This window comes from Halomonas urmiana (assembly GCF_005780185.1).
Lineage (GTDB): Bacteria > Pseudomonadota > Gammaproteobacteria > Pseudomonadales > Halomonadaceae > Halomonas > Halomonas urmiana.
The window spans coordinates 22,062-48,020 of the sequence record NZ_VBUI01000027.1; the positions used below are offsets into that span (position 1 = coordinate 22,062).

Annotated in this window: 25 protein-coding genes; 12 read left to right on the forward strand and 13 right to left on the reverse strand. The window is 66.2% G+C overall.

Translation table 11 applies throughout. From position 1 onward, the window contains the following. Positions 1 to 34 precede the first annotated feature (34 nt). The gene (locus tag FEI13_RS15665) at positions 35 to 682 is read right to left on the reverse strand and encodes a cupin domain-containing protein (protein ID WP_138182456.1); all 648 of its coding nucleotides are present in this window, start codon (positions 680 to 682) and stop codon (positions 35 to 37) included. A gap of 193 nt (positions 683 to 875) precedes the next feature. On the opposite strand from FEI13_RS15665, the gene mobA reads away from it, so the two are divergent. From mobA to FEI13_RS15700, 7 genes are all read left to right on the forward strand, one after another. After that, complete coding sequence (mobA, locus tag FEI13_RS15670; RefSeq protein WP_138182457.1) at positions 876 to 1,508, forward strand: molybdenum cofactor guanylyltransferase MobA; 633 nt, start codon at positions 876 to 878, stop codon at positions 1,506 to 1,508. After that, positions 1,501 to 2,085 (forward strand): molybdopterin-guanine dinucleotide biosynthesis protein B, encoded by a 585-nt coding sequence (gene mobB / locus FEI13_RS15675; protein ID WP_138182458.1) that lies wholly within the window; start codon positions 1,501 to 1,503, stop codon positions 2,083 to 2,085. The genes mobA and mobB overlap by 8 nt, the downstream gene beginning before the upstream one ends. Then, a complete protein-coding gene (moeA, locus tag FEI13_RS15680; RefSeq protein WP_138182459.1) occupies positions 2,082 to 3,350 on the forward strand; it encodes a molybdopterin molybdotransferase MoeA in 1,269 nt (422 codons plus the stop codon). The genes mobB and moeA overlap by 4 nt, the downstream gene beginning before the upstream one ends. Positions 3,351 to 3,364: 14 nt before the next feature. Continuing rightward, positions 3,365 to 4,216, forward strand: coding sequence for a cyclic pyranopterin monophosphate synthase MoaC (gene moaC / locus FEI13_RS15685; protein WP_138182460.1), 852 nt, complete (start codon positions 3,365 to 3,367; stop codon positions 4,214 to 4,216). A gap of 3 nt (positions 4,217 to 4,219) precedes the next feature. After that, on the forward strand, positions 4,220 to 4,672 hold the full coding sequence (gene moaE, locus FEI13_RS15690; RefSeq protein WP_138182461.1) for a molybdopterin synthase catalytic subunit MoaE: 453 nt from the start codon (positions 4,220 to 4,222) through the stop codon (positions 4,670 to 4,672). Further along, complete coding sequence (moaA, locus tag FEI13_RS15695; RefSeq protein WP_138182462.1) at positions 4,672 to 5,664, forward strand: GTP 3',8-cyclase MoaA; 993 nt, start codon at positions 4,672 to 4,674, stop codon at positions 5,662 to 5,664. Before moaE ends, moaA begins: the two co-directional genes overlap by 1 nt. A 260-nt stretch (positions 5,665 to 5,924) precedes the next feature. Then, the gene (locus FEI13_RS15700) at positions 5,925 to 6,215 is read left to right on the forward strand and encodes an H-NS family histone-like protein (RefSeq protein WP_138182463.1); all 291 of its coding nucleotides are present in this window, start codon (positions 5,925 to 5,927) and stop codon (positions 6,213 to 6,215) included. A 245-nt stretch (positions 6,216 to 6,460) separates the two neighbouring features. Here the strand turns inward: FEI13_RS15700 and FEI13_RS15705 are convergent, their stop codons facing one another. From FEI13_RS15705 to FEI13_RS15720, 4 genes are all read right to left on the reverse strand, one after another. After that, positions 6,461 to 8,068: a ribonuclease J gene (locus tag FEI13_RS15705; RefSeq protein ID WP_138182486.1), complete on the reverse strand. Its 1,608-nt coding sequence runs from the start codon at positions 8,066 to 8,068 to the stop codon at positions 6,461 to 6,463. Positions 8,069 to 8,427: 359 nt separating this feature from the next. Beyond that, positions 8,428 to 9,189, reverse strand: a complete 762-nt coding sequence (locus tag FEI13_RS15710) for an amino acid ABC transporter ATP-binding protein (RefSeq protein ID WP_138182464.1) — start codon at positions 9,187 to 9,189, stop codon at positions 8,428 to 8,430. Continuing rightward, the gene (locus tag FEI13_RS15715; protein ID WP_138182465.1) at positions 9,186 to 9,860 is read right to left on the reverse strand and encodes an amino acid ABC transporter permease; all 675 of its coding nucleotides are present in this window, start codon (positions 9,858 to 9,860) and stop codon (positions 9,186 to 9,188) included. The genes FEI13_RS15710 and FEI13_RS15715 overlap by 4 nt, the downstream gene beginning before the upstream one ends. Positions 9,861 to 9,877: 17 nt before the next feature. Next, positions 9,878 to 10,636 carry an amino acid ABC transporter substrate-binding protein gene (locus tag FEI13_RS15720; RefSeq protein ID WP_138182466.1) on the reverse strand — a complete coding sequence of 253 codons (759 nt, stop codon included), beginning with the start codon at positions 10,634 to 10,636 and terminating at the stop codon, positions 9,878 to 9,880. A 363-nt stretch (positions 10,637 to 10,999) separates the two neighbouring features. Here FEI13_RS15720 and FEI13_RS15725 point away from each other — a divergent pair, with 363 nt between their 5' ends. From FEI13_RS15725 to FEI13_RS15735, 3 genes are all read left to right on the forward strand, one after another. After that, a complete protein-coding gene (locus FEI13_RS15725; RefSeq protein WP_138182467.1) occupies positions 11,000 to 11,962 on the forward strand; it encodes a hypothetical protein in 963 nt (320 codons plus the stop codon). Beyond that, positions 11,959 to 14,985, forward strand: coding sequence for an EAL domain-containing protein (locus tag FEI13_RS15730; protein ID WP_240036545.1), 3,027 nt, complete (start codon positions 11,959 to 11,961; stop codon positions 14,983 to 14,985). The genes FEI13_RS15725 and FEI13_RS15730 overlap by 4 nt, the downstream gene beginning before the upstream one ends. A gap of 127 nt (positions 14,986 to 15,112) precedes the next feature. Next, positions 15,113 to 16,918, forward strand: a complete 1,806-nt coding sequence (locus tag FEI13_RS15735) for a PHA/PHB synthase family protein (protein WP_138182468.1) — start codon at positions 15,113 to 15,115, stop codon at positions 16,916 to 16,918. Between the two features lie 52 nt (positions 16,919 to 16,970). On the opposite strand, the gene FEI13_RS15740 is transcribed toward FEI13_RS15735, so the two are convergent. The 5 genes from FEI13_RS15740 to FEI13_RS15760 form a co-directional block, all read right to left on the reverse strand. Further along, a complete protein-coding gene (locus FEI13_RS15740; protein WP_240036546.1) occupies positions 16,971 to 17,717 on the reverse strand; it encodes a M15 family metallopeptidase in 747 nt (248 codons plus the stop codon). Between the two features lie 16 nt (positions 17,718 to 17,733). Further along, positions 17,734 to 19,011, reverse strand: coding sequence for a TRAP transporter large permease (locus FEI13_RS15745; RefSeq protein WP_138182470.1), 1,278 nt, complete (start codon positions 19,009 to 19,011; stop codon positions 17,734 to 17,736). Continuing rightward, on the reverse strand, positions 19,008 to 19,499 hold the full coding sequence (locus tag FEI13_RS15750; RefSeq protein WP_138182471.1) for a TRAP transporter small permease: 492 nt from the start codon (positions 19,497 to 19,499) through the stop codon (positions 19,008 to 19,010). Before FEI13_RS15750 ends, FEI13_RS15745 begins: the two co-directional genes overlap by 4 nt. A gap of 76 nt (positions 19,500 to 19,575) precedes the next feature. Next, positions 19,576 to 20,610, reverse strand: a complete 1,035-nt coding sequence (gene dctP, locus FEI13_RS15755; RefSeq protein ID WP_138182472.1) for a TRAP transporter substrate-binding protein DctP — start codon at positions 20,608 to 20,610, stop codon at positions 19,576 to 19,578. 111 nt (positions 20,611 to 20,721) lie between these two features. Beyond that, positions 20,722 to 21,657 (reverse strand): LysR family transcriptional regulator, encoded by a 936-nt coding sequence (locus FEI13_RS15760; RefSeq protein WP_138182473.1) that lies wholly within the window; start codon positions 21,655 to 21,657, stop codon positions 20,722 to 20,724. A 146-nt stretch (positions 21,658 to 21,803) separates the two neighbouring features. Between FEI13_RS15760 and purU the strand changes: the two genes are divergently transcribed. Both purU and FEI13_RS15770 read left to right on the forward strand, forming a co-directional pair. Next, a complete protein-coding gene (purU, locus tag FEI13_RS15765; protein WP_138182474.1) occupies positions 21,804 to 22,658 on the forward strand; it encodes a formyltetrahydrofolate deformylase in 855 nt (284 codons plus the stop codon). 63 nt (positions 22,659 to 22,721) lie between these two features. Then, positions 22,722 to 23,393, forward strand: a complete 672-nt coding sequence (locus FEI13_RS15770) for an energy-coupling factor ABC transporter permease (RefSeq protein ID WP_138182475.1) — start codon at positions 22,722 to 22,724, stop codon at positions 23,391 to 23,393. 113 nt (positions 23,394 to 23,506) lie between these two features. Here the strand turns inward: FEI13_RS15770 and FEI13_RS15775 are convergent, their stop codons facing one another. The 3 genes from FEI13_RS15775 to lexA all read right to left on the reverse strand — a co-directional run bounded on the left by FEI13_RS15775 (position 23,507) and on the right by lexA (position 25,846). After that, positions 23,507 to 23,848, reverse strand: a complete 342-nt coding sequence (locus tag FEI13_RS15775; protein ID WP_138182476.1) for a four helix bundle protein — start codon at positions 23,846 to 23,848, stop codon at positions 23,507 to 23,509. A 140-nt stretch (positions 23,849 to 23,988) separates the two neighbouring features. After that, positions 23,989 to 25,035, reverse strand: a complete 1,047-nt coding sequence (gene dinB / locus FEI13_RS15780) for a DNA polymerase IV (RefSeq protein ID WP_138182488.1) — start codon at positions 25,033 to 25,035, stop codon at positions 23,989 to 23,991. A gap of 154 nt (positions 25,036 to 25,189) precedes the next feature. Beyond that, positions 25,190 to 25,846, reverse strand: a complete 657-nt coding sequence (gene lexA, locus FEI13_RS15785) for a transcriptional repressor LexA (protein WP_138182477.1) — start codon at positions 25,844 to 25,846, stop codon at positions 25,190 to 25,192. Positions 25,847 to 25,959: the final 113 nt, after the last annotated feature.

A 25,959-nucleotide genomic window follows, 5' to 3' on the forward strand; every position in this document is an offset into this window, starting at 1 on the left:
CGGACAGAAGAACGGCGCTATTGGACAGAAGCTGTCACGACTTGGCAACCGTAGCGGCTGAGCGGGACTCGGGCCTTGGCAATAGCTCGCCGTGGTGACGCTCCTGGCCCGCATCGGAGAACGTCGGCGGGGTGCTGGCGCTGACGATCACGCCCTCCGCGTCGCCGACGTTGCGAAAGCGGTGGGGCAGGCGGGAGTCGAAGTAGTAGGCGTCGCCGGCGCTAAGCACGCCCACCTCGCCATCCACGGTGATCTCGATGCGACCCGAGATCACCACGCCGCCTTCCTCGCCGTCGTGCTCGAGCATCTCCTCGCCGCTGTCGGCACCCGGCGGATAGCGCTCATGGATGATCGACATCTGGCGGCCCGGGCGGCGAGCGGCCACCAGTCCCCAGGAGAGGGTGCCGTCGCCGATCTCGGTCAGCTCACCGGCCCGGTAGAAGGGCTTGGGCTGGCTCGGCTCGTCGCCGGCGAAGAAGGCGCTGATCGAGACGGGCAGGGCATCCAGTATCTTCTTCAGCGAGCTCACCGACGGGCTGACGTGGTTCTGCTCCACCAGCGACACCGTGCTGTTGGTGACGCCGGCCCGCTTGGCCAGCTCGCGCTGTGACAGGCTGCGAGCCAGCCGCAGCTGCTTGAGTCGGGCGCCGACGTCGAATGGTTCTTCCGTGTCTTGATCCATGTCTCGGTCCTCGGGGCGATCGTCGCCGTGTTCGTAGAATATTTTCAACATATCATACCGACTCCTCGGCACCCGGATAAGGGGCCCTTGACCCGCATCAGGGTGGCGGGCCTGCATGCTCGCTCGGCATGGCACCCGTGAGCGGGCTAAGGCATCATGGGGACTGATACGATCGATTCGTCAGGAGAGTCCGATGATCACCCGAGAAGCGCTCACCGGCATGATCCTGGCCGGCGGCCAGGGCCGCCGAATGGGCGGTCGCGACAAGGGGCTCGAGCCCTTCGCCGGGCGGCCGCTGGTGGCCCATGTGCGCGAGCGTCTGGCGGGACGCGTCGCCGAGGTGCTGATCAACGCCAACCGCAACGTCGAGCGCTACCGGCCGCTGGCCGATCGCGTGGTGTCCGACGCCGAGGGCGGCTATCAGGGCCCCCTGATGGGCATCTACAGCGGCCTGCGGGCCGCGACCACGCCCTGGCTCATCGTCACGCCCTGTGACACCCCGGCGCTGCCCGAGGACCTGGTCGAACGCCTGGTCGCCGGCATTGGTGAGAAAGAAGGCGAGCACGACATCGCCGTGGCCTTCGATGGCGAGCGCCTGCACCCGGTGGTGGCGCTGATCCGCACCGCGCTGGCCGATGACCTGGCCGCGGCCCTGGCCGATGGCGAGCGCAAGATCGACCGCTGGTACGCGCGCCACGCCTGGTGCCGGGTGGATGTCAGCGACTGCCCCGATGCCTTCGCCAACCTCAATACCGACGACGAGAAACAGCGCCTGGAGCGCGCCCTCGGCGAGGCGGCACCGGCGACGAGAGTGAGCCATGAGTGAGCGCGTGCCCGACCGCCTGCCCTTCGACGACGCCCTCCCGGTGCTGGGCATCGCCGCCTGGAGCGGCACCGGCAAGACCACCCTGCTCGAACGGCTGCTGCCTGCCTTGGGGCGCCGAGGTCTGCGGGTGGCGGTGATCAAGCATGCCCATCACGCCTTCGACGTCGACCAGCCCGGCAAGGACAGCCATCGCCTGCGCCAGGCCGGCGCCTCGCCCATGCTGGTCGCCTCCCGGGCGCGGGTGGCGCTGATGATGGAGACCCCGGGGCGCGACGAGGCCGACCTGGCCGAGCTGATCGAGATGGTGCGCCCCCAGCGTCCCGACCTGGTGCTGGTGGAGGGCTTCAAGGCCTGGCCGCTGCCCAAGCTGGAGCTCTATCGGCCCACGGTGGGCAAGCCGCTGCGGGTCGCCGAGGATCCCTGGGTGCGGGCCGTGGCGAGCGATGCGTCGCTGATGCTGCCCGCGGGCGTCGAGGCGCTGGACCTCAACGATCTCGAGGCGCTCGCCGACTGGATCGCCGCCTGGCCCGCGCGCTGGCCGGCCCGCCAGTGCCCGCGTGAGGAGGCCGTGTCATGACGCTCTCCTGTTTCGATCTCGGCGAGCGGATGCTGACGGTGACGGAGGCCGGCGAGCGCCTGGCGACCCTGATCGAGGCGCCGCTGCCCGCCGAGCGGGTCGCGCTATCCGAGCTCCACGGACGCGTGCTGGCCGAGGACGCGATCTCGCCCATCGACGTGCCGCAGAACACCAACGCCGCCATGGACGGCATCGCCCTGGCCTGGCCCGACGACGCCGCGCGACCCGGCGAGTGGCGCCGGGTCGGCGAGGTGCTGGCCGGCGGGCAGCGTGGCGAGCGGCTTCAGGCCGGCGAGTGCGTGCGCATCACCACCGGTGCCCCGCTGCCGCCGGGCGCCGACACCGTGGTCATGCGCGAGCAGCTCGATGAGTCGTACGATGATCCACAAGGCGAGCGCGTGGTGATCGACCGTCCCGAGCGCGTCCGCCGGGGCCAGCACGTACGGCGTGCCGGAGAGGATATTCCCCGCGGCCATCGGGCGCTGCCTGCCGGCACGCGGCTGGGCGCCGCCGAGCTGGGGCTGCTGGCCTCCCTCGGGCTGGCCGAGGCCCGGGTCCACCGTCGGCCGCGGGTCGCGCTCTTCTCCACCGGCGATGAGGTCGTCGCCCCGGGCGCGCCGCTGCCGCCGGCCGGCATCTATGATGCCAACCGCCACACCCTGGCGGGCCTGCTGGTCGAGCAGGGCGCCGAGCCGATGGATCTCGGCATCCTGCCGGATGATCGCCAGGCCATGGAGGCCGCGCTGCGCGAGGCCGCCGACACCGCCGACATGGTGATCACCAGCGGCGGCGTCTCGGTGGGCCAGGCCGACTTCACCCGAGCGGCACTGGAAACGGTCGGTCGCCTGGCGTTCTGGCGCATCGCCATCCGCCCCGGGCGCCCCATGGCCTGCGGCCTGCTGGGCGAGCGCGGCGTGCCCTTCCTGGGGCTGCCGGGCAACCCCGTCGCGGTGATGGTCACCTTCCTGCAGTTCGTGGCCCCGCTGCTGGCCCGGCTGCAGGGACGAGGCGCCGTCGGCCCCCGGCGGCTCACCGCCATCGCCGACGAGGCCCTGAACAGCCGTCGCGGCCGGACCGATTTCCTGCGCGGCATCTTCCATGCCGCCGACGATGGCCGCCTGCACGTGCGCAGTACCGGCGCCCAGGGCTCCGGCATCCTCTCCTCGATGGTGGCGGCCAACTGCCTGATCGAGCTCGCCGACGACCGGGAGGGCGTGGCCCCCGGCGAGGCGGTGAGCATCCAACCCCTTCACCGATTGCCTTGAGGCACTGACCCCCCATGTCCTTGATCAACCCGTCCCTGACTCATCTCAACGCCCGCGGCGAGGCGCATATGGTCGATGTGGCCGACAAGCCGGAGAGTCGCCGGGAAGCCTCGGCCTCCGGGCTCATTCACATGCGGCCCGCGACCCTGGCGCTGCTCGCCGAGGGCGGGCTGCCCAAGGGCGATGTGCTGGCCACGGCGCGCATCGCCGGCATCCAGGCCGCCAAGCGCACCCATGAATTGATTCCTCTCTGCCACGCCCTGGCGCTCTCCAAGGTGGCCGTCGACTTCGACCTCGACGAGCCGAACGCCTGCGTGCACGTCACCGCGACCTGCCGCCTCAATGGCCGGACCGGCGTGGAGATGGAGGCCCTGACCGCGGTCTCCGTGGCCTGCCTGACGCTCTACGACATGTGCAAGGCCGTGGACAAGGACATGGAGATCGGCGCCATCCACCTGGAGGCCAAGACCGGCGGTAAGTCCGGGGACTACCGGCGCGAAGTGCCAGCGGCGACGGCCGCCTCCGTCATCGAGGCCGCCACGGCGCCCATCGTCACCGGCGAGGGGGCCGCGGGCGAGGTCTCGGTGGGCTCGCGCTGCGACATCGCCGCGCCCTGCATCCGGGTCAAGTGCCTGGCCGAGCTGCGCGAGCGCCTCGGCGTCGGCGACGTCTCGGTGCCCATCGGCGACCTGCCAAGCGCCGACGTGGCAGGGCTCAAGGCCGCGCTCAAGGCGCAGGATCCGAGCTTCGAGGGGCTCGATCAGGGGCGCGTGCTGTGCGCCGTCAATCAGGTGATGGCCGGTGATGCCACGCCGTTGACCGACAACGACGAGGTCGCCTTCTTTCCCCCGGTCACCGGAGGCTGAGTGATGATACGCGTGCAGCAGGAGACCTTCGACGTCGGCGCCGAGCAGCGCGCGATCCTCGACGGTCGCAGCGATGTCGGGGCGGTGGTGAGCTTCACAGGGCTGGTGCGCGACTTCAACGAGCGCCCCGAGGTGCAGGCGTTGACCCTGGAGCACTACCCGGGGATGACCGAGGCCGCGCTCGGCGCGATCGTTCAAAAAGCCGAGGGTCGCTGGCCGCTTCAAGGGGTGACGGTGATTCACCGGATTGGACGCCTGACCCCCGCGGACCCTATCGTGTTGGTAGTGGTCGCCAGTGCCCATCGGCGCGCCGCCTTCGAGGCCTGCGACTTCATCATGGACTATCTCAAGACCCGCGCTCCCTTCTGGAAGAAGGAGCACACGGCCAGCGGGGACTATTGGGTGTCGGAACGCGACGGCGATCATCATGACGCCAGTCGCTGGGAGTGTTCTTAATGACCGATGAGCTGATCGACGATTTCGGCAGGCGGGTGAGTTACGTGCGCATCTCGGTCACCGATCGCTGTGACTTCCGCTGCGTCTACTGTATGAGCGAGGAGATGACCTTTCTCCCGCGGGCTCAGGTGCTGACCCTCGAGGAGCTGGCGACGGTAGCGCGCGCCTTCACCGAGATGGGCGTGGAGAAGATCCGCCTGACCGGGGGCGAGCCCCTGGTGCGTCGCGACATCGATCGCCTGGTCGATGATATCGGCGTACTGCCCGGCCTCAAGGATTTCGCCATGACGACCAATGGCGCGAGCCTGCCGAAGTTCGCCGGTCGCCTGCGCGACGGGGGGCTCAAGCGGCTCAATATCAGCCTCGATTCCCTCGACCCCGAGCGCTTTCGTCGTCTGACCCGCACCGGCGACCTGAACAAGGTCATCGCGGGCATTCGTGCCGCCCGTGAGGCCGGCTTCGAGCGCATCAAGCTCAACGCGGTGATCCTCAAGGGGCGCAACGACGACGAGGTGATCGACCTGGTCGACTTCGCCCGCGCCGAGGGGCTCGACATCAGCTTCATCGAGGAAATGCCGCTGGGCGATGTCTCCGACCACTCCCGAGCCGAAACCTTCTGCTCGAGCGACGAGGTCCAGGAGCGCATCCAGACCCGCCATGAGCTGATTCCCACCACCGAGTCGACGCTCGGGCCGTCACGCTACTTCATGATGCCCGACAGCGAGTCGCGCGTCGGCTTCATCTCGCCCCATAGCCACAATTTCTGCGACACCTGCAACCGGGTGCGTGTCACCGTGGAGGGGCGCCTGCTGCTGTGTCTCGGCAACGAGCACTCCGTGGACCTGCGCGCCGTGCTGCGCCGCCACCCGGGGGATATCGAGGCCGTGAAGACGGCCATCGTGCGCGCCATGCCGCTGAAGCCGGAGCGTCATCACTTCACGACCGATGGCGATGTTCAGGTGGTGCGCTTCATGAACATGACCGGGGGCTGATCCGCCGCGCGGTAACATCAGGCGATGCCGGCAAGGTTTTTCGGGCGACACCTCGGTGTCGCCCGTTGTGTTTTGTCCCCACTAATCGCCTAGCCACATCGTGAATCCTGCTCGTTTGCCACGCTGTATGGGCGATCATTATGCCCGGTGAGATTCTCGCTTTTCGCGCAATGCTTCTTGCCAATGTGGTATCAGTGCATATACTTTTGACGTGTCACACTTTAATTACGACATTCCAACATCCGGCATGGAGACCGCCAATGTCCAGCGAAACCCTGGAGCGCATCGCCCGCAACAAGAACGTGGCTCGTGCCGCGGCACGCCAGCTCAGCATGGAACAGCTGCACAAGCTGGCCGAGGTCATCGGTGAGGTCATCGAGCAGAAGAAGGACGAGGAAATTCAGCGCCAGGAAGAGGAAGCCGAGAAGGCCAGGAAGCTCGCCGAGATCCGCGAGCAGATCACTGAGGCCGGCCTTTCCCTGGATGATCTGGTGACCGAACAGCCCACGCGCAAGCGCGGTCGTCCGCCGAAGAACGGCAGCAAGTCATGAGCCGTTTTATGCCGCGCCTCTTTCTCGAGGCGCGGTGAGGGCAGGGCTCCTGCTTCGGCTTGCCCGAGCGATGGGGTTGCCCTTTGGGAGCGATGCTTGCACCGCGATTGCCCAAGCCAGCTTTATCTGACAGCCACCGAACTGTTGTGGGAGCCGTGCTTGCACGGCGATGAAGGGCCTCAGCTTTTCGCGGTGCAAGTCGACGCGTCGAACCGACCGCTCCTACACCCCGCACAATCTCGGCCTTACCTTCCCAGCATCTCCGCTTCCACGGCGAGGATCTGCAGGTGCACCTCGGGAACTCGGTGCAGGTGATCGGCCAGCCAGCCGAGCAGCCTCGGCTGCAGCGCTAGCCGTAATTCCGCCAGGGAATCCACTTCGATCTCGTCGAGGCAGTCATCCAACCAGTCGGCGAAATCGGTCTCGTCCATGGGGCTCGTCTGGCTGGTATCGAGCATCAGTCGGCCGATCCGCGTCCAGCCGGTGTCGGTAGCCGCCACCGAGAGGGCGAGATACAGGCTGCCGTGGCGCGAGCGATGCCCGCCGTCGCCGCCGCCGAGGCCCGGCAGGGCGGCGACCGCATCCTGGCTGACGATGTGCGGCTGCTGGGGGTGGCGCGCCGTGAGGGAGAGGCCGCTGGCATCCAGGCGGATCAGGTCGCCGTTGGTCGGGATCACCGGGGCCTGAATGCCCAATGATGCCGCCAGCGACTGGTGGGCCTGCTGGTGGCGAGCCTCGCCGTGCACCGGCAGTAGGTGGCGCGGCTTCACCCAGCCGTAGAAGGTGCGCAGCTCCTCCTGAGCGGGGTGGCCCGAGGCGTGCAGTTCGGGATGATTGTCCTCGTCGAAGAGGCTCACGCCGAAGTGCCGGAGCCCGGCCTTCAGGCGCTGGATCAGCCGCTCGTTGCCGGGAATCGCCTTGGCCGAGAAGATCACCGTGTCGCCGGTCATCAGCTCGAAGTGGGAGTGGCGCCCCTGGGACAGGCGTGACAGCGCCGCCCGGGGCTCGCCCTGGCTGCCGGTGGCGATCACCAGTACCTCTTCGGGCGGCAGATAGCCGAGGTCGGTGACCGGAACCAGCGGCGGCAGGTCGTCCATGTAGCCCAGCTGGCGGGCCACGCCGACCATGCGCTCCATGGAACGCCCCATCAGGCTGACCCGACGCCCGCAGCGCCGGGCCGCACGGCCGATGGCGAGCACCCGGGCCAGGTTGCTGGCGAAGCAGCTCACCACCACGCGCCCCTCGCACTGGGCGATGGTGCGGGTCAGGGCCTCGGCGACCTCGCCCTCGCTGCGCGAATGGCCGGGCAGCGGGGCGTTGGTGGAGTCGCCCACCACCAGGTCCACCGGGGCGATGGCGCGGAAGGTGGTGGCCGAGATCGGCGGGCCGATCAGCGGCTCGGGATCCAGCTTCCAGTCGCCGGTATGCAGCACCCGATGCTCGCCCGCGGCGATCAGCAGCGCGCAGCTCTCGGGAATCGAGTGGGTCAGCGGTAGGAAACGCAGGGTGAAGGGGCCGGTCTCCAGCGCCTCCCCGGGGTCGATCACCCGGATGGCGTCGGTGGCGAGCCCGCGCTCGACGAACTTGGCGCGCAGCAGGCCCGCCGCCAGCGGCGTGGCGTGGATCGGGCAGCCCCACCTTGGCCATAGCCAGGCGGCGGCGCCGATATGATCCTCGTGACCATGGGTGATGATCAGCGCCCGGGGGCGGATCGACAGGCGCTCGAGGGTGGAGAGATCGGGGACCTGGAGCGGATTGTCCGGCAGGTCCTGGCGGATCATCATGCCGCAGTCCACGGCGATCCAGTCGTCCTCGCCGTCCCTCTCACCAAAGCCATAGAGGCTGAGGTTCATGCCGATCTCGCCACAGCCCCCCAGTGGCAGGAAATGCAGCGGCGGGCGGCGGCGAGGGCGGATCTGGACGCGGGGTTGTGGCATCGAGGAAGCGTGGGCCTGAAAACGTGTACGAACACTATACGGGATGGCCGCCACGCCTCACAACGCGACCACCCGGCGAGGCAGGGCTATCGCCGTTACCGGACTCAATGGGCGCTGGGGACAAGCCGAAGAGGAGGTCCTACGCCAGGGATGGCGTCGGTAGCGCCCAGGGAGGGGTTCACAGCGCCTCCTCGAAGGGTTGTCGCCAGGTTAGCCCCGTGTAAACTATCTGTGACAGCCCTGACCGACAAGGGCCGCCAGGGGCCGAATAACGCCTAGTCGGGGACGTCCAGGGCGACCTGGGTGGCCAGCACCTGGCGCAGGAAGTCGCGCGTGCGAGGATCCTGGGGCGCGCGAAACAGCTGGTCGGGCGGCCCCTGTTCGACGATGCGTCCGCCCTCCATGAAGATCACCCGATCCGCCACGTCCCGGGCGAAGCTCATCTCGTGGGTGACCACCAGCATGGTCTGGCGCTCGGCGGCGAGCCGCTTCATCAGGCCGAGCACCTCCTCGACCCACTCCGGGTCCAGCGAGGAGGTCGGTTCGTCGAAGAGGATCACCTCGGCCTGGGCCGCCATGGCGCGGCCGATGCCCACCCGCTGCTGCTGGCCACCGGAGAGCGAGGCGGGGTAGGCATCGGCCTTGTCGGCCAGGCCAATGCGCTCGAGGATCTCCCGCGCCCGGGCGTGGGCGCGCTCCTTGGGCCAGCGGTTGACGACGATCAGCCCCTCGGCGATGTTCTGCAGCGCCGTCTTATTGGCGAACAGCGCATAGTTCTGGAACACGAAGGCGGTGCGCCGGCGTGCCGTCAGGATGTCGGCGCGGGTCGCGCGCGTGACGTCGACATTCAGGTCGCCGATGGTCAGCCGCCCCGCATCCGGGCGCTCGAGGAAGTTCAAGCAGCGCAGCAGGGTCGACTTGCCGGTCCCCGAGGGACCGATGATGACGACGATCTCGCCCTGTTCGATGGCCAGATCGATGCCGTCGAGCACCGCCTGGCCGCCGAAACGCTTGATGAGTCCCTCTACCTTGATCATCGGCGGTATGCCTCGTTGAGCCGGGTTTCCAGGCGCCGCTGGACCCAGGCCAGCAGCTCGACGATCAGCCAGTAGAAGATCGCCACGGTGATGAACGCCTCGAAGTAGAGGAAGCTGCCGGCGGCCTCCTTCTGGGTCGCGCCCATCAGTTCGGTGACCCCCAGGGTGAAGGCCAGAGAGGTGGCCTTGATCATGTCGATGAAGTAGTTCATCAGCGTCGGCACGGCGACCCGCGTGGCCTGGGGCAGCACGATGCGCCGCATCAGCTGGCCGTTGGTCATGCCGATGGACAGCGCCGCCTCCGTCTGGCTCCGGTCGACACCGACGATGGCGGCGCGTATCGATTCCGCCATGTAGGCCGAGAAGTGCAGGGTCAGGCCCATGATGGTGGCGGTAATGCCATTGATCTGGGTCAGGAAGGCCAGCAGCTGGGGCAAGCCGTAGTAGAACAGGAACAGCTGCACCAGTAGCGGCGTGCCGCGAAAGAACGAGATGAACAGCAGGGTGGCGGCGTTCAGGCCCGGGATGCGCAGCACGCGGATCACGGCGAGGCCGCAGGCAAGTACCAGGGCCAGTGCCATTCCCACGGCGGCCATCTGCAGGGTCAGCGGCAGGTAGCGCAGCAGGATGGGCACCAGCCCCAGCATGTAGTCGACATCGAGCAAAGGCATGGGAGCGACTCAGCGCCTCAGGGACGCGTGATGTCGGTGCCGAACCACTCTTCCGAGATCGCCTGGAGCTCGCCTGACTCGCGCAGGGTGGCCAGGGCGGCGTCTACCCGATCACGCAGGGCGCGGTCTTCCTCGGTGTCGCGGAACGGTAGGGCATTGCGGATCTCGGAGAACGGCTGGCCGGCCAGCGCCAGCGGCATCGGCTTCTCCTTGATCACCTGGCTGGCACTCACCCGGTCCATGACGAAGGCGTCGACGCGGCCCAGGGCGGTATCCTGCTCGATGTTGCTCTCGTAGGTACGAATGTCGATCTCGTCGGCATAGGGCAGTTCGCGCAGCAGCTCCTCGTAGTTGGAGCCCAGGTTGACGGCGACGGTCTTGCCCTTCAGGTCCTCGACGCCCTCGATCGCCTCGTTGCCGGCCTTTACCACCACCTGCGCCCCGTCATAGACGTAGGGCTCGGTGAAGGCGTACTTGGCGGCGCGCTCCTCGGTGATGGTGATCTGGTTGGCAATGGTGTCGATGCGCCCCGACTCGAGCATGCCGAACAGTCCCGAGAAGTTCGCCGTGACGAACTCGACCTCGACATCCATCTCCTCGGCCACGGCCTCCATGACATCCACCTCGAAGCCCTGGAGCTTGTCCTGCTCGACAAAGGTGAAGGGAAAATAGCCGCCGGACATACCGACTCGGATAGCGTGGTCATCGGCCTGGGCCAGGCTGCCGGCGGTCATCAGGCCCGCGGCCAGGGCGGTAAGGGCTATGCGCTTGAGCATGGGATTACTCCTGTTTATTCGGTGAAACCAGCAAATCCGTCACGGTGGCCGTGGCGATCTTGGGGAAATACGCTAGAGAATATGAAATAGGATTTCCAATAGCCTTTGGTTATTAGTCGTGTGGGCAGTTGCCGCAACATCCTGCCGGTTGGCATTGGCCCCTGCCTGGCTGTTCCACCGGACGGATGCCGACAACAGCGTGGCGCGGGAGTGGTAAGCTGAGGACTCTCAGCCTATTGGATGAGACTAGAGGCTGGTGTTCTCATGCGTAGCACCGCACCATCTGGAGCACTGCAACAAGGAGGCCACTGGAGCGGGCTCGTCCAGATACCTTGTTGGCCACGCGCAGGGAGCACCCCGTTCATGCCGTTCAAGACCCGCGATATCGCCCTGGATAGCTGGCTGCTGATGGTATCGGCGGCCTTTGTGCTGATGGGCCTGGCCGGGATGCTGGAGTGGTTACACTACCCCCTGCAAACACTGTTGGCCCCGGATGCCGCGCTGGCCGCCGCCTTGTGCGGGGCGGGCCTGCTGGCGGTGGTGCAGCAGTGGCGGCGCATGCGGTTGCTGGCCGGGGGCGGCCTGCTGGCCCTGATGGGCTATACTCTGCTGCACAATGCCGCGCTCGGCGGGAGCCAGGCGGGCGTCTCCTGGCTGTCCGGGGAGCCGCGGGTTGGCTCCCTCCTGGCCGCCTTGCTGGTGGTGGTTGCCGGCTGTCTAGTCTCGGGGCTCGGGCGGCCGGGGCTGCCCCGGCTGTGGCAGGTGGGCGGCTGTCTGCTGCTGTTCTTCGGGCTGATCCTGCTAGGGATGCTGCTCGTCTTCTCGGCGGATGGTCCTGGATGGGCGGGGATGACCTCATCCCCGCTGGTGGTGGCCCTGTTCGCGCTGATGTTCGGCAGCGCCATGGTGGCGGCGAGTGCCCGGACGGCTCAGCGGCAGCTCAAGCTGGGAAGAGCGGCCGTCTTGGCAGGCCTGGCCGGGGTGGTGGCCAGCAGTCTGGCGTGGACCCTACTGGGCTGGCAGCAGCAACAGCGGATTGACCAGCAGGCGGGGTATCTGCTCGACAACGTTCGACTTAATGCCGAGCAGGTGATGAGCGCGCACTTGATGCTGATGCAGCGTATGGCCGAGCGGATGGACGCCTCCGCTGCGGGCTTGGAACCCGCCGTACTGAATCGCGATACGGCCAACTACCTGCGTGATATCCCCAGCCTCGAGGTCATCGGCCTGCTGGGTAGCGACCAGGACTGGCTCTGGCACCGCGCGCGCAGCGACGAGGCGCGGCGCGGCGCTGGCTGGCGCAATGGAAGGATGCCGAGCGCGTGAGCGACTGGCTGGACATGCCCTTTCCCCAGCCGCGCATGATAGTGCCCGATGACAGCGCCCCGGGTCTGGCGATCATGGTGATCGGGGTACCGCGTCGCGACCAGCAGCTGGTGGCCGTTTTGGACATGGCGACGCTCCTGGAGCGTGGGCTGCGCATTCAACTGGCCGACTTTCAGGTCAACCTCTCTCGTGATGACGTGGTGCTTCTCTCCCTGGCAGCACCGGGCAGGGTCGCGCGTGATGTGACGGCCCCCATCTTCGCGGCACGCCACATCGGTCTGCCGGGCGGACCGATGCTCAGCCCCTCCGTGCACCCCGCGTCCGAGGCGAGCTGGCTGCAGGCCGCTATCGTGCCGTCGGCCGTTGGCCTCGGCGGTTTGACGCTGACCTATCTGCTGGTCTTCAGCCTGGGGATGGTGCGCCTGGTCCTGGGGCACTCCCGTCAGCTGATGGCGGCGCGGGGGCAGCTCGAGCAGCAGCACTCCATCCAGGCGATGATTGCCGAGGAGGTCCCGCTCGGTCAGACCCTCGACGCCATCTGCCTCATGCTCGAGGATCAGCTGCACGGAGGGCTATGCTCGATCATGCTGGCCGATGACGAAGGCCGCGAGCTGCGCCTGGTGGCGGGAAACAGTCTGCCGGTGGGCTACCGAGAGGCGCTCGGCGCGGTTCCCATCGCCGCCGGCATGGGCGCCTGTGGCAGCTCGGCCCATGACCGTGACGTGGTGGTCTGTGAGGACCTCGAGAATGATCCACGCTGGAAGGGGGTCAGGACCCTGGCCACGCGTGAGGGGCTCAGGGCCTGCTGGTCCTATCCGGTGATCGCCAGTGATGGTCGGTTGCTCGGTACCTTTGCGACCTATTATCGGCGGCCGGCCAGACCGGACGGTACCGAACTGGAAATGACGCGTCAGGCCGTGGATCTGGTGGCGCTGGCGGTGGAGCGCGAGCAGGATCGGCGTTCGTTGTGGGAGAGCGAGCAGCGCTACCGGTCGCTCTTCGCCTATAACCCGGATGCGGTGTTTTCATTGGACCTGCGAGGACACTTCGCCACGGCCAATGATCATTGCTCTGCGCTCACTGGCTTCCCCGTCGAACAGATCCTGGGCGCGCACTTTTCGCAATTCCTGCAACCCGACGACCTGGCGCATGTTCAGCAGAAGTTCGAGATCACCGCGGCCGGCGAACCCTGCTGCTATGAATTGCAGATTCCTCATCGAGACGGCAAGGTCCGTCGTCTGGATATCACCAACCTGCCGATCGTGATCGATGAGCGCATCCAGGGGGTCTACGGCATCGCCAAGGATGTCACGCAACGCCGGGAACACGAGACCCGGCTGCGGATTCTCGAGCGCGGGGTGGAGGCCAGTGTCAACGGGGTGCTGATCGCTGATGCAGGCGAGCCCGATCTGCCGATCATCTATGCCAATGATGCCTTCCAGCGCATGACGGGCTACACACGCGAAGAGATCATCGGCCGCAATTGTCGCTTCCTGCAGGGCGCCGAGACCGACGTGGCGGCAGTGCAGCAGGTTCGCCAGCAGTTGGCACGCCAGTGTGAGGTGCATGTCACCCTGTGCAACTATCGCAAGGACGGCGCCCCCTTCTGGAACGATCTCTACATCGCCCCGGTGCGCGACGAGGAGGGGCAGGTCACCCACTATGTGGGCATCCAGCATGATATCTCCGAGCGCAAGGCCTATGAGGCCCGCCTGGCCTACCACGCCAGCCACGATGCCTTGACCGGATTGGCAAACCGCGCGCTGCTTGAGGATCGGCTGGTCCATGATTTCGAGCTGGCCAGGCGTCAAGGGCACCTGCTGGCGGTCCTCTTCGTCGACCTCGACGAGTTCAAACCGATCAATGACAGCCTGGGGCATGCCATCGGCGACCAGCTGCTGCTGGGAGTCTCGCAGCGCCTGTCCGCGGCGATGCGCGCGGGCGATACCCTGGCGCGCCTGGGGGGCGACGAATTCGTGGTGCTGCTGCCGGACCTGCACCATGACGAGCAGGCGCTGCAGGTGGCAGAGCGGCTGTTGGCGCTCATTGCCCGGCCCTATCGGGTCGGCGAGCATGAACTTTCGCTCTCCTGCAGCATCGGCATCGCCGTCAGCAGTTCGGAGGTGTCCCAGCCCAACGAGCTGATCCAGCAGGCGGACATGGCCATGTACCTGGCCAAGCAGCAAGGGCGCAATGCCTACCATTGGTTCACGCCCGAGATCACCCATCGGCTGGGAGATCGCGTCGCACTGCGTAATGAGCTCCAGGAGGCGATCGATGTGCAGGCCTTCGAGCTGCACTATCAGCCGTTGATCGACCGGCAGGGACGGGTAGTGGGCGTGGAGGCGCTATTGCGCTGGCCAAACCCCATTCGCGGCTATGTTTCTCCCGCACAGTTCATTCCCTTGGCCGAGGAGACCGGCCAGATCATCCCGATCAGCGAGTGGGTACTCTCGAGGGCCTGCCATGACCTGCGCATGCTCGACGAGGCAGGGCAGGGCATCCTGAATGTTGCGGTCAACCTCTCGCCGCTGCAGTTCCACCGTTCGAGCTTTCTCGGCAACCTGCGCCAGACCCTGGCCGTCACCGGCTTACCGGCGCCGAAACTGTCGTTGGAGCTGACCGAAGGCGTGCTGATGAACGATACCGAAAGTGCCATCGATACCCTGCACGCCCTTAGGGGCATGGGGGTGGGCGTCGCCATCGACGATTTTGGAACCGGCTTTTCCAGCCTCAGCTACCTCAAGAACCTGCCCATCGACACGGTGAAGATCGACCGCAGTTTCGTCAACGAGGTCACCCACAGTGCGGAGGACGCGGCGATCATCCAGGGCATCATCTCCATGGCGCACCACCTCGGGCTGAAGGTGGTCGCTGAAGGCATCGAGCATGAGAAGCAGCACGACTTGCTGATGACCCATGGATGCGATCTTTTCCAGGGCTTTTACGTTGCGCGTCCCATGCCCCTGGAGCGCCTTATCGAATTCCTCGACGCCACCCAACCGGTTTCCGCGGGGGAGTAGGGGAGTCGCTCTGGACGGCGACGAGGTGTCATGATGCGGTGCAGTATCTGCTAGGCTGAGGGGCGAGTGCCATGAAGGGTAACCAAGGCGCTGCGGTTGGCAATTTTTCGTTGAAGGGGGCAGGGCGATGACCGAAGAGAGCCGGACGATATCCCGTGGCGCAGAAGACCTTTCGTGTCCGCCAGCCCCGACCGAGCAGGAACGGCCGAATCCGGGGCTCTATTCCACCCATGCCCTCGACCGCGCCTTCAAGGCGAACCTGGCGCGGATGACCGCGGGCATCACCCCGGCGGGGGTAGTCAGCGTGTACGTCGAATGGCTGGCGCACCTTGCGCTGTCGCCGGGCAAGCAGGTGGAGCTGGGCGAGAAGGCCCTGCGCAAGAGCCTGCGGCTGGGACATTACGTGAGTCGTGTCGCCAGCGACCCGGCGGCCAGCCCCTGTATCCAGCCCATGGCGCAGGACAAGCGTTTCGCGGATGAGGCGTGGCAGCAGTGGCCGTACAACGTCATGTATCAGTCCTTTCTGCTGACTCAGCAGTGGTGGCACAACGCCACGACCGGTGTCGAGGGCCTGTCGCCGCCTCGCGAACGGGTGGTCAACTTCATGACCCGTCAGCTGCTGGACCACTGGTCGCCATCCAACGCGCCCTGGCTGAATCCGGAGGTGACCGCGGCCACGCTGCAGACAGGCGGCATGAACCTGGTGGATGGCTGGCAGAACTTCCTCGAGGACTGGGAACGCAACATCTCGGGCAAGCCACCGATAGGCGCCGAGCGATTTTCTGTCGGCGAGAACCTGGCCGTCACCCCCGGCAAGGTGGTCTATCGTAACCGGTTGATCGAGTTGATCCAGTACTCGCCCACTACGCCACAGGTCCATGCCGAGCCGGTGCTGATCGTGCCGGCCTGGATCATGAAGTACTACGTGCTCGACCTGGCCCCCGGCCAGTCGCTGGTGGAGTACCTGGTGGACCAGGGCCATACGGTATTCATGATCTCCTGGCGCAATCCGGACTCGGAGGATCGCGACCTGAGCCTGGAAGACTACCGCCGGCTCGGCCCCATGGCGGCACTGGACGTGGTGACCGAGATCACCGGCCAGCCCAAGGTGCATGGCCTGGGCTACTGCTTGGGCGGGACCCTGCTGTCGATTGCCGCGGCGGGCATGGCGCGTGACGGTGACGAGCGGCTGGCCTCGCTCACCACCCTGGCCACACAGGTGGACTTCACCGAGGCGGGCGAGCTGATGCTATTCGTCGGCGAGAGTCAGGTGGCCTATCTCGAGAACATGATGTGGGACCAGGGTTACCTGGACGGCTATCAGATGGCCGGCGCCTTCCAGATCCTGCGTTCCAACGACCTGATCTGGTCGCGCATGGTGCATGACTACCTGCTGGGCAAGCGGCAGCCGATGAACGCACTCATGGCCTGGAACGCCGATATCACACGCATGCCTTATCGCATGCATTCTGACTACCTGCGCTCCCTGTTCCTGAACAACGACCTGGCCAGTGGTCGCTATCAGGTGGATCATCGACCCATTGCGATCCAGGACATCCGGGTGCCCGTGTTGGCGGTGGGGACGACCAAGGATCACGTCGCCCCTTGGGAGTCGGTCTACAAGATTCATCTGCTGACCGATGCCGAGGAGGTGACCTTCCTGCTTACCAACGGCGGACACAACGCGGGCATTGTCAGCGAGCTACAGCACCCACACCGGCGTTTCCAGATGCGCACCCAGCGTCAGGGCGAGCCCTACCTGGATCCGGAAACCTGGCAGCAGATTGCCCCGGAACACGAAGGCTCCTGGTGGCCGGCCTTGCAGAGTTGGCTAGGCTCACGTTCGTCCGGCAAGGTCTCGCCACCCCCGATGGGCAGCGAGCGCTTCCCGCCGCTCGAAGACGCCCCTGGCAGCTATGTGCGACAGTCCTGAGCCTCATGCCTAGTGCCCTCGTGTCAGGCCAGCAGCGCAGCAGGCTCTGGGCTCACAGCTGTCGCCGCCAACGACTTTCAATGGTCTCGAGCTCCGCCGGCCCATAGAGGGCCTGAGCATGCCCGCTGTAATGGGCCCATAGCTGGTCGCCGGCATCGTAGTGCCACCACTCGCTCGGCAAGTTGGTAAAGCCCTGTTCGCGCATGGTGCCATGGAGGCGGCGGCGGTTGTCGCGGGCCTGTCGCTGTCGGGCATCCGGGCGAACAATCTCTTCCAGCGCGGCAGTGTGGGAGGCCGGCACGGCCTCGTCGAACAGGGTGCCCATGTCCAGCGGCAGCCCGTCGGCATCGCTCAGGGTCACATCCACGGCGCCGCCGGTGAGGTGGGGGCTCGGCGAGTTCGCCTCGCGACTGGGCACGGAAACGAATTCCCGCGTTCGCTCCAGCAGTGTCTCGTCGCTGAGTTCGGGATGGTGAGAGCGGATGGCCTCCTGCAGCGTATCGAAGAGGTACTGCTGCACGCGCCAGGGTCGCCAGCCGTCCAGGATCACCAGGCCGTATTCCGCGGGCAGGGAGCGTGCCACTTTCAGCAGCCGCCGATAGACCCCTTCACGGACATAGCATTCGCTGATTGCCCCGGGAATGTCCTGCTTGGCATAGACCGGGAAGATCTTGATCGGTGACGGTGCCAGGCTCAACGGAACCAGTGGCTCGCCACTTCCCGTGATGGGGATGCGGCTCACCACCGACCAGTCGGGGTCGGGGTGGCGGTCGATGGGTGATGACAGTGAGCGGTTCACGACGGTCTCCATGGGGTCAGCCAAGCTGAGTCGGTAGCCAGAGGGTCAGGGAAGGGAACAGGATGAGCAGGATCAGCACCAGGATCGCCGTCACCACGAATGGCCAGATGGTACGAAACAGCGAGGTGATCTCGATCCGACTGACCGCGGCCGCGACGAACACACAGGCGCCCATCGGTGGGGTGATCAGGGCAATGGTGATGTTCAAGGTGATGATGATGCCCAGATGCACCGGGTCGATGCCCGCCATCATGGCCACGGGAGAGAAGATCGGCGTCAGCAGCATCAGGGCCGAGACCTCCTCCATGAACATGCCGGTGACGAAGGTGATCAGGCTCAGCAGCAGCAGGATCACCACCGGCTGCTCGATGTAGGGAGCCAGCAGCGCCACGAATTCGTTGGGCACCTGGGCATAGGAGAGCAGCCAGCTGATGGTGGCCGAGGCGGCCATGATCAGGAAGATCGCCGAGGTCAGGCGCGTGGTGTCGACCATGGCCTTCCAGAAATCATTGAGGCGCAGATTGCCCTGCGCCAGGCCGCACAGGGCCACGTAGAGCGCCGTGAGCGCCCCGGATTCGGTGGGCGTGACGAAGCCCATGACGATCCCCGAGACGATGATGAAGGGGGCCACCAGCGCGGGCAGGGCGCCCAGGGCCGTGACCACCAGCTCCCGGCGTGAAGGGAGTCCGCCGCGTTTTTCCAGTCCCTTGTGCCAGGCATACCAGGCGTTCATGGTCATGAACGCCAGGCCCAGCAGCAAGCCCGGGAACACGCCGGCGAGAAACAGGTCACCGACCGAGGTATTGGTCAGCGAAGCGTAGAGGATCATGAAGATGCTGGGCGGGATGATCGGCCCGATCAGCGAGCTGCCGGCAGTGAGGCCCGCGGCAAAGGCGGTGGAGTAGCCTTCCTTGCGCATGGGCGGCACGAGCAGCGAGCCCAGCGCCGAGGTATCGGCCACCGCGGAGCCATTCACGCCGGCGAAGAAGATGCTGGAGACCACATTGACATGGCCCATGCCGCCGCGCAGGTGGCCGACCAGCAGCTTGGCGAAGGCCATGAGTCGGTCCGTCAGCCGCGTCACGTTCATCAGGTTGCCGGCCAGGATGAACAGCGGAATGGCCATCAACGAGAAGACATTGATGCCGCCGAAGAACTGCTGGGGCATCATGCGCGGGATCATCGCGGGATCGACGAACATGAAGCCCACCACCGCCGTGGCAAGTAGTGAGATAAATAGCGGTAACCCCAGCAGGACGTGCACCAGGAAGACAGCCAGCATGGTCAAGGTCATGCGGGGTCCTCCGTGAGTGTCTTGAGGGGCGCCGGACCATGCCACAGGGCATGCCAGGCCAGCAGCGCGAAGCCAATCGGCACCGACAGCATGGGAATCGTCCTGCTGATGCCCAGCCCCTGGCTGGTGAACATCGAGACGGACATCGCATAGCGATAACTGATGATGGCGGCGCCGACGGCAATGCCCAGCGTAAGGAGCCACTGGTAGAGGTTAAGGAGGCGGCACAGCGGCGCTGGCAGCAGGCGCTCGATCAGCGCGACGCGCATGTGGCCGCCCTCCACCCAGACGGCACCGGCGCCGAGCAGCACGCTGCCGATGATCAGAAAGCGGGCCAGCTCGTCTGTCCAGATGGGTGCCCCGCCGGCGAGGTAGCGCATGAACACGCCGAAGAGGATCACCGCCAGATCGATAAGCAGCAGGCTGCTGGCAATACTAAGTGACACGGACCGGCTGATGGCCAGCACGCGAGAGTTCGATAACGTCATGGAGGGATGCCATCTGTCATGGGGCAGGGGGGGGAGCCCCCTGCCCGAACTGCGGATGTCTCAGGGACGCTTTGGCTTACTCGGCCAGATGTGTCATCCCGGCATCCTCGAGCGCCATGTCGATGAAGGACGGATCAATGTCCTGCTCGCCGAGCCACTCCAGGTAGGCCGGCTGGCCCTGCTCGCGGAAGGCGGACAGCTCCTCCTCGGAGGGCCGGATCACCTCCATGCCCTGCTCCTCGAGATAGGCGATGCGCTCGTCGACCCGGGTCTCGTTGTGTTCGCGGGCCATCTGATTGGCCTCCTCCACGGCCGCCATGAAGGCCTCGCGCGTCGTCTCGTCCCAGCCGTCGATCATCGCGCCGTTGCCGACCAGGAACTGGTCGGAGTACTGGATGTTGGCCAGCGTCAGGTAGTCCTGCACCTCATAGAGGCTGCCCATGATGATGTACATCGGCGGGTTCATCTGACCATCGGCGACGCCGGTCTTGAGCGCCATGTAGACCTCGGTCCAGGGAATCGGCGTGCCGGAAGCCCCGAAGGCCTCATAGAGCGCGACCTGGCTGGGGTCCATGGCGCGAAAGCGCAGCCCCTCGAAGTCGCCGGGCGAGGAGATGGGTTTCTCATCGTTGGTGAAGGCCAGAAAGCCGCCTTCCTCGACCACGGCCAGCAGCTCCACGCCGGTGCGCTCGCGCAGGGCGTCCTCGACGGCCTGCCAGTACTGGCCTTCGTCGAAGAAGGTGCGTGCCGACTCGAAATCGTCGAAGAGGAAGGGAATGGCGCTGACGAACACTTCCGGCACCAGGGGAGACATGCCGGCGAAGGAGGCGATGTTCAGGCTGGGGCTGTTCATCGTCTGCTCCATGCGCTCCTGTTCCTCCCCCAGCATGCTGTTGGGGTAGAGCTTGAGTTCGATTTCGCCGTCGGTCTTTTCCTCGACCAGCTCCTTGAGGTTGGTGGCGAAGACATGCACGGCGTTCTTGTCGGGATCCGGGGCGCCGTTGTAGCTCAGGTCCACGGTGGTGGCGGCCTGCGCCTGGCTGGCCAGCACACCCGCGGCCAGGACGGCGGCGGTGAGGGAGGACACGGCGAACGTACGAGTGGGGTTCATGCTTTAACTCCGGGCGTTGTTGTTGGCGGAACGGCCGGCCTGCTGGCCGGTATATGAGCAGACTAGGCGTTGCTGCGTTGACTAATCAAACCCTTAAGCGTTGCTTTTATATCAACGCTTGGCGCCCAGCAGGCGCGGGGCATCGGCATTGAAGAAGCGCATCCCCCGGCACAGATGCTCCAGACAAGCCTTCGCTGCCACCGTGAGCTCGCGGCCGGTGAGGCTCACGATCTGGGCCCGGGCATCGCTGAGCACAGGATAGGCCATGGGCAGGACGGTGATATCCCCTTGCTGGATCTCCTCGGCCACGGTCAACTCGGGCATGAAGGTCACCCCGATGCCCGAGCGCACGAAATTCTTCAACACGGCTACCGAGTTGGTGTGCAGGCGCGCCTGCAGGAAGATGCGCTCCTGGTGGGCCACGGCATTGACCATCTGGCGCATGCCGAAGGGGTTGTCCATCAGGCCGATCGGCCAGCGCACCAGGTCCTGCAGGGCGACCGGCCGCGAGAAATGGGCCAGTTCGTGGTCGGTGGGGACGATCAGGTCCAGGGGCTGGCGTGTCTCGACATGGCAGGTCAGCTGAGGGTCGACGGGGGGCGCATAGAGGAGGGCGAGCTCGACTTCGCGATCCTTGACCAAGGCCATGGCCTCGTTGACTCCGGCCATCACCACCTCCAGCTCGATTCCCGGGTAGGTGGTCATGAAGGACTGCAGGGGAGCGGAGATCAGGTCGGCGATGAAGCCTTCGCCCACCGCGATCCGGACCTGGCCGCTGACCAGACCCTGCAGCGCCGACAGGCGGGAGATCACGGCGTCTTCTGCCGCCTGCTGACTATGGTAATGATCGACGAGCAGGCGTCCCGCCTCGGTCACCTTGATGCCGCCGGCATGGCGTTCCAGCAGCCTGGTGTCGAGCTGTTCCTCGAGGTAGCGGATCTGCCGGCTGATGGCCGAGACATCGATGCCGAGGTAGGTAGCCGCCTTGCGCAGAGAACCGCGACGAATCACTTCGCTCAGGTAGGAGAGGGCGCGGGTGTTGAGCATCGGCCGCAGTGCCTCATGTCGGTCGTGGATGGATTGATGTCACCATACCGCTTCGGCGCCACACGTGCCCGAAGCCCCTGTTTTGGCTACACTGTTGCTCCCAGTCACAGCTGCCCCCAGTCACAGCCGCAATCCGGGATCATTCGATGTCACACTATTACCGCCTGGTGGTGTCCTGTCCGGACCGTCTGGGCATCGTCGCCAGGGTCTCCAACTTCATCGCCGGGCACGGCGGCTCGATCACCGAGGCCAGCCAGCACTCCGACCTGGAGGGCGGTCGCTTCTTCATGCGCTACGAGATCCTGGCCGACTCCGTGGGCATGCCGCCCGAAGCGCTGCGTGAGGCGTTCGCGCCCGTTGCCTCCGAGTTCGACATGACCTGGGCGCTCACCGACACCCGCCAGCGGCGCCGGGTGGTGCTGATGGTCTCGCGGGAGAGCCACTGCCTGGTGGACCTGCTCTATCGCTGGACGGCGGGCGAGCTCGACTGCGACATCGCCGGCGTGATCTCCAACCACGAGGACATGCGTGGCCTTGTCGAGTGGCACGGCATTGCCTACCATCACGTGCCGGTCAAGGCCGACGACAAGCAGGCCGCCTTCGACGCGGTGCAGCGGCTGGTCGACGAGGCGCGCGCCGACTGCGTGGTGCTGGCCCGCTACATGCAGATCATGCCGCCGGCGCTCTGCGAGCGCTTCCAGGGCCGCATGATCAACATCCATCACAGCTTCCTGCCCTCGTTCGCCGGCGCCCGGCCCTACCACCAGGCGCATCAGCGCGGCGTGAAGCTGATCGGCGCCACCTGCCACTACGTCACCGAGGAGCTCGATGCCGGCCCGATCATCGAGCAGGACATCCACCGGGTCAGCCACTGCCACACGCCCACCGATCTGGTGCGCTTCGGCCGCGACGTGGAGAAGGCGGTGCTGGCCCGGGGGCTGCGCTGGCACCTGGAGGATCGCGTGCTCATTCACGGCAACAAGACCGTGGTCTTCGCGTGATGGCTAGGCTGACGATCGTGAGGTGAATCGCGAGGTGCATTGCCCTGATCAAAGGGAGTCGAGATGACGATCGCCGAACCGGTACTCGCCCCCTGGCTGCTGTGGCTCTGCAGCCTGGTCTCGCTGGCCGTGGTCGGCCTGGCGCTGAGCCGGCGGCCCTGGGTGGCGCTGATCGAGGATACCGCCCTGCAGCATCGCTGGCTGGCCGCGACCGTCATCGTGATGCTGTTCTGGCAGCTGCGCGCCCAGGCCGTGGACTGGTTGACCCTGCACCTGATGTTCACGGCGCTACTGACCCTGATCTTCAAGGCACCGCTGGCGCTGCTGTCGATCACCGCCATCAACGTCGCCATGGTGCTGCTGGGGCGCATCGACTGGCCGCTGCTCGGCGTCAACGTGCTGATCACCGGGGTAGTGCCGGCGCTGGTGATGGGCATCGTCTGGCGGCTGGTCGACCGTCGCCTGCCCGATAACCTGATGATCTTCCTGTTCGTCTGCGCCTTCTTCGGCTCGGCGCTCGCCACCCTGGCCGCCGGCCTGTCCGCCGTGGGGCTGATGGCGCTGGGGGCTGTCGATGCTGAAGCGCTGCGCCAGGCGCTGGAGTACGCGCGCTTCCTGCCGCTGCTGATGCCCTCCGAGGCCTTCATCACCGGCATGCTGATGAGCATCCTGATGGTCTACCACCCCGGCTGGGTCGCCACCTTCAACGACCATCGCTATATCGACACCAAGTGAACGGCCAAGGGGGTAGCGCCAAGCAGCCAAGCGCCGAGCGCCGAGCGCCGAGCAGCCAAGATAAACCATCAAACGAGGACGCCGAGCGTCGAGCATCGAGCAAGCAGGGCGGTTCAGTCGCGGAACCGGGTCATGAGTCCGTAGAGCATACGAGAAATCTCTCGCGTCTCTTCGGCCCAGCGCTGGCCTGACGATTTATCGATGTATCCAATTTCGATGCCAATGTAGATCTGAGTTCTCAACTCAGCACAGGAACCTTTGGCATAGCTAAAGAACTTGACGCGATCCTTGTCGCCGTCTCGTTCGTAGCCTTCTGCAATATTGCTTGCAATCGATAAGGCGGATCGGGTGATCTGGTCCTTAAACCCGAAGTCCCTCGATTGGCTGAAAGACTGGTAAACCTCTGAGCACAGCCTTGCTGAACGCTTCCATACCAGCAGATCCTCGAATCGCATCCCTGCCTCCCACCCAAGCTCCATAGGCTTTCAACATAGCGCACTGATACCTTGGCTGCTCAGAGCTTGGCTGCTCGGCGCTTGGCCGCTCGGCGCTTGGCCGCTCGGCCGCTTGGCGCTCGGCGCTCGGCGCTCGGCGCTTATAACGGCAGCGAGAGCTGCTGCCTCGCATCTTCCGGCAACAGGCGCACGCCGACGCCGAGCAGACGCACCGGGCGGCGGGCGCGGGCCCAGGCCTGTTCCAGCAGGCGGGTGTAGCTCTCGGGGGCGGGGGAGAGGCCGCGGCTCTCCAGGGTGGTCAGGCTGAAGTCGTCGAAGCGTACCTTGACGAAGAGCCCCGCCAGCGGCGGGTGGCCGTGGCGCTCGAGGCGCCCCTCGAGCCGCTCGCAGAGTGGTGCGAGGGCGGCGCGGGCGCTGGCCAGGTCGGGCAGGTCGCGGTCGAAGGTGGTCTCCACGCTCACCGACTTGCGCTCGCGCTCGACGCGCACCGGACGCTCGTCGATGCCCCGGGCGAGCTCGAAGAGCCGGCGGCCGAACTTGCCGAACTCGTCGAGCAGCCGCTCGATGGGCAGCTCACGCAGCTGGGCGCAGGTGGTGATGCCCATGGCGTCGAGCCTGGCGCCGGTGGCCGGACCCACGCCGTGGAGCTTCTTGACCGGCAGCTCGCGGACGAAGGCATCGACTCGCGCCGGCGGGATCACCGTCAGCCCATCGGGCTTCTCCCAGTCGCTGGCGATCTTGGCCAGGAACTTGGAGGAGGCCGCGCCGACCGAGACGGTGATGCCGGTGCGCCGGTAGCACTCCTCCTTGATCCAGCGAGCCATCCAGGTGGCGCTGCCGCGAAAGCCCTCGACCGCGGTGACGTCGAGGAAGGCCTCGTCCAGCGACAGCGGCTCGACCAGCGGCGTCAGCTCATGGAAGACCGCCTGGATCTGCGCCGAGACCTCGCGATACTTCTCGAAGTGGCCGGGCAGCAGGGTGAGGTGGGGGCAGAGGCGCAGGGCCCGGGCGGTGGGCATCGCCGAGTGGATGCCGAAGGCGCGGGCCGGATAGTTGCAGGTGGCGATCACCCCGCGCCGCTCCCGGGAGCCGCCGATGGCCAGCGGAATATCGCGCAGGCTCGGGTCGTCGCGCATCTCCACCGCGGCGAAGAAGCAGTCGCAGTCGACGTGGAGGATCTTGCGCAGCTCGCTCATGTGATCAAGATGGCAGGTTCTGAAGCGAGGCGAGCGAAGGCCAGACAAGGCAAAAATCAGCGAAAAAGCGGAGTCTACAAGTCAGTAAATGAGCATTTTAAGCTGATTTTTAACGCAGTATGGCCGAGCGCAGCCCGCTTCAGGGTTAGCCCAGCGCCTGGCCGTTGCCGCCGCGGATAACGCCCACGCCGATGCCCTCGATCTCCAGGGGATCGTGGCGCAGGTCCACCTCGATGGGGGCGAAGTCGGGGTTCTCGGCCTCCAGGGTGACCACGTGCCCCTGGCGGTGGAAGCGCTTGACGGTGACCTCGTCCTCGAGGCGCGCCACCACGATCTGGCCGTCGCGAATGCGCTCGGTGCGGTGCACGGCCAGCAGGTCGCCCTCGAGGATGCCGACGTCCTTCATGGAGAGGCCGCGTACCCGCAGCAGGTAGTCGGCGCGCGGGGTGAAGTACTCCGGCGGCAGCGGGCAGTAGCGATCGATATGCTCGGCGGCCAGTATCGGGCTACCGGCGGCGACCTCGCCGATGATCGGCAGACCCTGGGTAGGCTCCTCCGGGGGATGCTCACCGAGCGCCTCGGGCTCCTGGGCCGGCAGGCGGATGCCCCGCGAGGTGCCGCGGATCACGCGGATCGCCCCCTTGCGCTCCAAGGCGCGCAGATGCTCCTCGGCGGCGTTGGCCGACTTGAAGCCGAGCGCCCGGGAGATCTCCGCGCGAGTCGGCGGATAGCCCAGCTCGTTCATGGTCTTGACGATGAAATCGAACACGTTCTGTTGCCGAGCGGTAAGGGAGCGGCTCATAAGGCCTCCGGGGTCTGTAACCGTGGGGGACGATGCCATCGTCACGCGTCTGGTCAAGTATACAGCATGTCTTTACATCCAGTAAAAGCGATAAGCGGCCGAGCGCCGAGCGA

Coding starts and splice junctions, on each gene's coding strand:
- FEI13_RS15775 (WP_138182476.1), bottom strand. CDS start 23,848: ATGCGATTCGAGGATCTGCTGGTATGGAAGCGTTCAGCAAGGCTGTGC.
- mobA (WP_138182457.1), top strand. CDS start 876: ATGATCACCCGAGAAGCGCTCACCGGCATGATCCTGGCCGGCGGCCAG.
- lexA (WP_138182477.1), bottom strand. CDS start 25,846: ATGAGCCGCTCCCTTACCGCTCGGCAACAGAACGTGTTCGATTTCATC.
- FEI13_RS15715 (WP_138182465.1), bottom strand. CDS start 9,860: ATGCCTTTGCTCGATGTCGACTACATGCTGGGGCTGGTGCCCATCCTG.
- FEI13_RS15735 (WP_138182468.1), top strand. CDS start 15,113: ATGACCGAAGAGAGCCGGACGATATCCCGTGGCGCAGAAGACCTTTCG.
- dctP (WP_138182472.1), bottom strand. CDS start 20,610: ATGAACCCCACTCGTACGTTCGCCGTGTCCTCCCTCACCGCCGCCGTC.
- FEI13_RS15745 (WP_138182470.1), bottom strand. CDS start 19,011: ATGACCTTGACCATGCTGGCTGTCTTCCTGGTGCACGTCCTGCTGGGG.
- FEI13_RS15665 (WP_138182456.1), bottom strand. CDS start 682: ATGGATCAAGACACGGAAGAACCATTCGACGTCGGCGCCCGACTCAAG.
- purU (WP_138182474.1), top strand. CDS start 21,804: ATGTCACACTATTACCGCCTGGTGGTGTCCTGTCCGGACCGTCTGGGC.
- mobB (WP_138182458.1), top strand. CDS start 1,501: ATGAGTGAGCGCGTGCCCGACCGCCTGCCCTTCGACGACGCCCTCCCG.
- moaE (WP_138182461.1), top strand. CDS start 4,220: ATGATACGCGTGCAGCAGGAGACCTTCGACGTCGGCGCCGAGCAGCGC.
- FEI13_RS15770 (WP_138182475.1), top strand. CDS start 22,722: ATGACGATCGCCGAACCGGTACTCGCCCCCTGGCTGCTGTGGCTCTGC.
- FEI13_RS15700 (WP_138182463.1), top strand. CDS start 5,925: ATGTCCAGCGAAACCCTGGAGCGCATCGCCCGCAACAAGAACGTGGCT.
- FEI13_RS15750 (WP_138182471.1), bottom strand. CDS start 19,499: ATGACGTTATCGAACTCTCGCGTGCTGGCCATCAGCCGGTCCGTGTCA.
- moeA (WP_138182459.1), top strand. CDS start 2,082: ATGACGCTCTCCTGTTTCGATCTCGGCGAGCGGATGCTGACGGTGACG.
- moaC (WP_138182460.1), top strand. CDS start 3,365: ATGTCCTTGATCAACCCGTCCCTGACTCATCTCAACGCCCGCGGCGAG.
- FEI13_RS15760 (WP_138182473.1), bottom strand. CDS start 21,657: ATGCTCAACACCCGCGCCCTCTCCTACCTGAGCGAAGTGATTCGTCGC.
- FEI13_RS15705 (WP_138182486.1), bottom strand. CDS start 8,068: ATGAACCTCAGCCTCTATGGCTTTGGTGAGAGGGACGGCGAGGACGAC.
- FEI13_RS15725 (WP_138182467.1), top strand. CDS start 11,000: ATGCCGTTCAAGACCCGCGATATCGCCCTGGATAGCTGGCTGCTGATG.
- FEI13_RS15710 (WP_138182464.1), bottom strand. CDS start 9,189: ATGATCAAGGTAGAGGGACTCATCAAGCGTTTCGGCGGCCAGGCGGTG.
- moaA (WP_138182462.1), top strand. CDS start 4,672: ATGACCGATGAGCTGATCGACGATTTCGGCAGGCGGGTGAGTTACGTG.
- FEI13_RS15720 (WP_138182466.1), bottom strand. CDS start 10,636: ATGCTCAAGCGCATAGCCCTTACCGCCCTGGCCGCGGGCCTGATGACC.